This is a genomic window from Phaeobacter sp. CAU 1743, from assembly GCF_039839315.1.
In the GTDB taxonomy this organism is placed as follows: Bacteria; Pseudomonadota; Alphaproteobacteria; order Rhodobacterales; family Rhodobacteraceae; genus Phycobacter; species Phycobacter gallaeciensis_A.
In genome coordinates this window covers 1-5,882 of sequence record NZ_JBDOQR010000122.1, presented here as the reverse complement: position 1 = coordinate 5,882, position 5,882 = coordinate 1, and the positions used below count along the sequence as shown (strand labels likewise).

Here is a 5,882-nt window from a genome sequence, read left to right as displayed (position 1 = left end):
TCTTTGTGGACGTCCAGCCCCACGTAAAGCGTTTTCGTCATTGGTCTTTCTCCTTCGAACTCTTCCGTGTTCGTCAGAAAACCACATCTGCGGCTCGCCCGCCGCAAAACGCTCATCTGGTCTAAGAAATATTTTTCCCTGACGCTGGCACCCTTTGCGGAATTTACATTGAGACACGAGCTGAGATGCACGAGTTCGCTATCTGAGAGCCTATTTTACATCCGTTTTACAAACCTGCGTTTGTGAAAGCCGCCATTCGCTGCGCTGCGCATAAAATCACACAGTGCGGGACTTTTCGGGCTTTCGCTGCGCCGTTCACGAAGGTCCGTTGCCCCCTCTTCTTTAGGGTGGACTAAGCATCGAGTAACGCATCGATCACCGCGCATTCTGGGGCAGCATCGCCGGTGCATCGCGCAACAGTGTCCGACAGGACGCGCTCGATGCGCTGCAGATCGGCAATCTTGGCCTGAACGTCAGTCAGATGATCTTCGGCGATGATCTGCACCTCGGCGCATGTCCGGGATCGGTCATCGACCAGCCCAAGCAGCCCGCGAACCTCTTCGAGAGAAAAGCCTAGATCGCGGGACCGCATGACGAATTTCAGCCGCTTGACGTGGGCATCGTCGTAGCTTCGGTAGCCCTTCGTACTGCGCGGCGGGTCCGGCATGATCCCGATTTTCTCGTAATAGCGAATGGTTTCCAGGTTGCAGCCCGTTGCGCGGGCCAAATCGCCCCGCCGAATTGATCTCACGCTTGTGTTACTCATTGTGCCGAAAAATCCCTTGAGCCTGTATCAACTACAGACCCTAGAACGGTGGAAACATCTGTTCAAGGAAGATTCGATGGAACAACATTTGGCGGAACTTCCGCAATCTCAGTCGCAGAAAATTGGCGACGAAACCACCAAGGGATGGGGCGTGACCGGCCTCGGCGTCCTCGGTGCGCTGGCGATGACTTCTTGCTGCATCCTTCCATTGGTGCTGGTCAGCTTTGGCGTGACAGGCGTGTTCATCGCGCAGCTCGGGGCGCTCTATGCCTACAAATGGTACACCTTCGCGCTGAGCGCCGCGTTTTTGGGATACGGCTTCTACAAGGCTTACAAGCCTGTAGATGCCGAGGCCTGTGCCGATGGCACCTGCGCCCGCCCCATCGACCGCCGCATCATGCGCGCAACCCTCTGGGCCGCTTCCGCGATTGTCGCTGTCGCCATGATCTTTCCCTACATCACCCCCTTCATCCTGAAATTCTGAACGAGGACCATGACCATGAAGCATCTCCTGTTATCCGCCCTGGCCATCGTCGCACTCTCGACCCCGGCCCTCGCTGAAGAGCGCCAGGTCGAGATCGCCGTCAGCGAACTGACATGCCCGTCCTGTTCGTTCATTGTTGCCAGCTCGATGCGCGGTGTTCCGTCGGTCGAGATCGCCGCATTCGAGGACGGCCCCGAATACGGGCAGGGTGTTTACAGCGTGACCTACGATGACGCCGAAACTTCCATCGAAAGCATCATCGGCGCGGTGACGGCCAATGGCTATCCGGCGCAGGTGCTGCCCGACACAGCCTCCTGAGCCGCCTGCAATGCGTGACAATCTGATGGGTGGCCTGCTGGCCTTCGGAATAGCAGCTCCGGTCGTGGTCGTCTGCTGCGGCGGCGGAACTGCCGTGCTTGCAGCGTTGTTCGGCGGCGTTGGGGCTTGGCTCTCTGGAATGAGTGGCATTGCCGTGCTGGTTTTGGCGGGTCTGACCTACCTGATCGTCCGCGCACTGCGTCGTTCGCAAATGAAACGCGCCTCCGGCCCCGACCCATCACAAAGAAAGACGGCTCCTTGACTGACACACCTGAAAATTCCGACCGTCTGCTGAAATGGGGGCTTGGCGGTGCGCTCTTCGCCGCGCTCTGCTGCTTTACACCGCTTCTGGTCGTCATCGTCGCTGGCGTCGGATTGTCGGCCCTCACGGGCTGGCTCGATTACGCCCTGTTCCCGCTGCTGTTTTTCAGCCTCGCCGTGGTGGCACAGGCCCTTTGGCTGCGCGCTGGCAAACCGGGACCGGCCCCGAAACTTTGGGCCACCGGCCTCGCGGTGGCCCTGTCGATCCTGATCATTCTTCTCGAATTCAGGTTCGCAATACGGATCACAATCGGCGTTTTCGCCGCCACAGCACTCTACGCGGTTCTCCTGAACCGTGCGCAAAAGAAAGGATCGCTCTTATGATGATGGGATGTTGCACCGCCACCGGCATGGTCTTCGGCCTCCTCGGCATGTTGACACCGCTGATCGCCATCGGCGCGGTCATATATCTGCTCGCCGCCAGACCAAAAGACCCCGAACATGGCGAGGCGCGCTGAGATGAAAGACCTGAACAAAAACGACGATGAACAGGGCGGCTATGACCTGATCGTTCTTGGGGCCGGATCGGCGGGGTTCTCCGCCGCAATTACCGGCGCGGATGCCGGAAAGCGTGTCGCCCTCGTAGGACATGGCACCATCGGCGGAACTTGCGTCAACGTGGGATGCGTGCCCTCCAAGGCGATGATCCGTGCGGCAGAGGCCGTGCACTGTGCGGGGGCTGCCAAGCGGTTCCCCGGCCTGTCGGGACGGGCACAAGTGGATGATTGGCAGACGCTCGTTCAGTCCAAGGACGATCTGGTCACGACCCTGCGCCAGAAGAAATACGCGGACCTTCTGCCGGAATATGAGGATGTCGATTACATCGACGCCGGTCCCGCGCGGCTGATCGAAGGTGGCGTGACAGTCGGTGAGCGAACCCTGAAAGCACCGAGGACCATCATCGCCACGGGCGGGCGTCCCGTTCTGCCGACCATCGACGGCATCGAGGAAATCGGCGCGCTCAACAGCACCAGTCTTCTGGAACTCGAAGTACTGCCGAAAAGCCTGATCTTCATCGGCGCGGGCTACATCGGCGCGGAGCTGGCCCAGATGATGAGCCGCATGGGCGTGAAGGTCACGCTTGTCGCCCGTTCGCATCTGTTGCCCGGCGCGGAACCAGAGGTCTCGGAGGCATTGGCGGCGGCGTTCGAGGCCGAAGGCATCACCCTTCTGACCGGGTTAAGCTACGACACTGTGCGCCGCGACGACGCGGGCGTGACACTGCGCGTGATCCAGAACGGAAAGCCTGTCGAAGTGACGGCGGATCACCTCGTTTCGACCGCTGGCAGGCGGGCCAATACCAAAGATATGGGCCTGGACGCAATCGGCGTGGAAACCGACGCGCGTGGGTCCATCGTCGTCGGCGAGGACATGCAGACATCGGTGCGCGGCATCTATGCCGCAGGCGATGTGACCGACCGCGACCAGTTCGTCTATATGGCGGCCTATGGTGCAAAGCTCGCGGCCAAAAATGCGGTTCTCGGCGAAGACCATCGCTACGACAACGCCGCGATGCCCTGGGTGGTGTTTTCCGACCCGCAGGTCGCGGGCGTCGGTCTCGGTGAAGCCCAGGCGCGGGACGCGGGCCTCGACGTCAAGACGTCCATCGTACCGCTCGATCAGGTGCCGCGCGCACTGGCCGCACGCGACACGCGCGGATTGATCAAGCTGGTGGCGGACAGAAAGTCCGACCGGCTGCTTGGCGGCCAGATCATCGCGCCCGAGGGGTCCGATACGATCCAGACCCTCGTTATGGCGCTGAAGTTTGGCATGACCACAAAGGCGCTCGGGGAGACGATCTTCCCCTATCTGACGACCGTGGAAGGGCTGAAGCTGGCGGCGCAAACCTTCGATATGGACGTGGCAAAGTTGAGCTGCTGCGCCGGATGAAGATCAGGACAAGGACCGGAGAATGAATGAAGACTACGACCTGATCGTCATCGGGGCGGGCATGGCGGGCGTGGCCGCGGCCAACAAATGTGGCGCGGCAGGATGGCGTGTCGCCATTGTCGATGCGCTGCCCTACGGCGGCACCTGCGCATTGCGCGGCTGCGATCCAAAGAAAATCCTGCGGCGCGGTGCGGAAATCATGGACGCGGCACGGCTCATGCAGGGCAAGGGGATCGATCCCGGTGATCTGTCGATCAACTGGGCCGATCTGATGGCACACAAGCGTGGCTTCACCGATCCCGTGCCGGACAAGATGGAAAAGGGCCTGTCGGGCAACGGCGTCGAAACCCTGCATGGAGCCGCGCGGTTCACGGGAAGCAACACGCTGGAGGTCGATGGAACGGCATATCAGTCGGAACGGTTCCTCGTGGCCGCCGGTGCCATGCCCAGGCCGCTGAGCTTCACAGGGGCCGATCTCGTGATCGACAGCACGGATTTCCTCAACCTGGAGGCCCTTCCCAATCGGGTTCTTTTTATCGGTGGCGGCTTCGTGTCCTTCGAGTTTGCGCATATCGCCGCACGGGCCGGAGCCAACCCGATCATCGTGGATCGTGGCGCCCGGCCCTTACGCGGCTTCGATCCCGATCTGGTCGAAATGCTGATCGACCGCAGCGGCGGTATCGGCGTGGACCTGATGCGCGAAACCGAAATCGTGTCGGTCTCGGAAGCCAGTAGAGCATTCACTGTCGAGGTGAAGTCGGGCGATGAAACCCGAACAATCGAAACCGATCTGGTCGTGCATGGCGCGGGCCGTGTGGCAGCCCTGGCCGATCTGAATCTTGAGGCGGCTGGTGTTGATTACAGCGACAAGGGCATCGTTGTAGCCCCGCATCTGCAAAGCACGACAAACAGCGCGGTCTTTGCCGCCGGAGATTCCGCCGACACCGATGGCATGCCGCTGACGCCAGTCGCAGTGATCGAAGGGAAGGTCGCGGCCTCCAACATGCTCAAAGACACTCAGACCGCACCGGATTATGCCGGTATTCCTACAGCCGTCTTCACAGTCCCGGAAGTGGCGCGTGTCGGCATGTTGGAAAGTGAGGCAAGGGACGCCGGGTATGATGTCGATGTTCGGTTCACCGACACTGGCGATTGGTATTCGAACTACCGGATCGGCGAGACCTCTGCTGCCGCGAAGGTCCTCGTGGACAAGTCGAACGGCAAGATCCTCGGCGCGCACCTGTTCGGCCCGGAATACGGCGAACTGATCAATTTCTTCGGGCTGGCAATCAAGCTGGGCCTGGCGGCCAAGCAACTTAAGTCGATGACGGCGGCCTATCCAAGTGTTGGATCGGATTTGGGCTCGCTTCTCTGAATTTGAAAGATTTTTCGCAATAGACCCGATCCTCCTCGGAACGTATGTCTGGCCCGATGAAGACGGTTCTTATCTACTTCGCCGCTGCGCTGGCCGAAATTGCCGGATGCTTTGCTTTCTGGGCCTGGTTCCGGCTGGACAAGAGCGTGTTTTGGTTGGCACCGGGCATGCTGTCCCTTGCCGCTTTCGCCTGGCTACTGGCGCTCAGCCCCGCCGATCAGGCGGGCCGCGCCTATGCAGTCTACGGTGGCGTTTACATCGTATCGTCCCTGCTGTGGCTATGGGGCGTAGAAGGGCATCGCCCGGATCAATGGGATGTAGTTGGAGCGGTCATTTGCCTTGTCGGTGCGGGTATTATTCTCTGGGCACCGCGCAGTATTTGAGAGGCAGCCGCAGACGGGGTGAAGCGCTGAATCGTTCGATTAGATCGCCTTTTGGTTCACGCGTTCCGACAACTCGGCGCTGCTTTCCCTCCGCATCGCGGCTGCGATCAAGCAGGTTTTCTACCGCCCTCGAAAGCAGCGATACATCCTTTACGCAGCATCGGTCAAAGTGGGCTCTGAACTGCCGTTCGCTGTATCGAGAAGGAACGACCGGTTTTGCTTAGACCAGATGAGCGTTTTGCGGCGGGCGAGCCGCAGATGTGGTTTTCTGACGAACACGGAAGAGTTCGAAGGAGAAAGACCAATGACGAAAACGCTTTACGTGGGGCTGGACGTCCACAAAGA

General features: G+C 60.2%; 9 protein-coding genes. 8 read left to right on the top strand and 1 reads right to left on the bottom strand.

What is annotated here, in order from left to right; translation table 11 throughout:
• Positions 1 to 352: 352 nt before the first annotated feature.
• Positions 353 to 751 carry a helix-turn-helix domain-containing protein gene (locus AAFO90_RS23635; RefSeq protein ID WP_040546033.1) on the bottom strand — a complete coding sequence of 133 codons (399 nt, stop codon included), beginning with the start codon at positions 749 to 751 and terminating at the stop codon, positions 353 to 355.
• A gap of 91 nt (positions 752 to 842) precedes the next feature.
• On the opposite strand from AAFO90_RS23635, the gene AAFO90_RS23630 reads away from it, so the two are divergent.
• From AAFO90_RS23630 to AAFO90_RS23595, 8 genes are read left to right on the top strand one after another with little or no spacing between them, the layout of a single operon-like run.
• On the top strand, positions 843 to 1,250 hold the full coding sequence (locus AAFO90_RS23630; protein ID WP_007803565.1) for a mercuric transporter MerT family protein: 408 nt from the start codon (positions 843 to 845) through the stop codon (positions 1,248 to 1,250).
• Positions 1,251 to 1,265: 15 nt separating this feature from the next.
• Positions 1,266 to 1,568, top strand: a complete 303-nt coding sequence (locus tag AAFO90_RS23625) for a hypothetical protein (protein ID WP_040545980.1) — start codon at positions 1,266 to 1,268, stop codon at positions 1,566 to 1,568.
• Positions 1,569 to 1,578: 10 nt separating this feature from the next.
• Positions 1,579 to 1,830: a hypothetical protein gene (locus tag AAFO90_RS23620; protein ID WP_072629817.1), complete on the top strand. Its 252-nt coding sequence runs from the start codon at positions 1,579 to 1,581 to the stop codon at positions 1,828 to 1,830.
• Positions 1,827 to 2,213: a mercury resistance system transport protein MerF gene (gene merF / locus AAFO90_RS23615; protein ID WP_007803570.1), complete on the top strand. Its 387-nt coding sequence runs from the start codon at positions 1,827 to 1,829 to the stop codon at positions 2,211 to 2,213. The genes AAFO90_RS23620 and merF overlap by 4 nt, the downstream gene beginning before the upstream one ends.
• Positions 2,210 to 2,347: a hypothetical protein gene (locus AAFO90_RS23610; RefSeq protein ID WP_007803572.1), complete on the top strand. Its 138-nt coding sequence runs from the start codon at positions 2,210 to 2,212 to the stop codon at positions 2,345 to 2,347. The genes merF and AAFO90_RS23610 overlap by 4 nt, the downstream gene beginning before the upstream one ends.
• 1 nt (position 2,348) lies before the next feature.
• The gene (gene merA / locus AAFO90_RS23605; RefSeq protein ID WP_057796628.1) at positions 2,349 to 3,779 is read left to right on the top strand and encodes a mercury(II) reductase; all 1,431 of its coding nucleotides are present in this window, start codon (positions 2,349 to 2,351) and stop codon (positions 3,777 to 3,779) included.
• 22 nt (positions 3,780 to 3,801) lie between these two features.
• Positions 3,802 to 5,154 (top strand): NAD(P)/FAD-dependent oxidoreductase, encoded by a 1,353-nt coding sequence (locus tag AAFO90_RS23600; protein WP_017467591.1) that lies wholly within the window; start codon positions 3,802 to 3,804, stop codon positions 5,152 to 5,154.
• Positions 5,155 to 5,210: 56 nt separating this feature from the next.
• Complete coding sequence (locus tag AAFO90_RS23595) at positions 5,211 to 5,537, top strand: YnfA family protein (RefSeq protein ID WP_040546036.1); 327 nt, start codon at positions 5,211 to 5,213, stop codon at positions 5,535 to 5,537.
• The last annotated feature ends 345 nt before the right edge of the window (positions 5,538 to 5,882 follow it).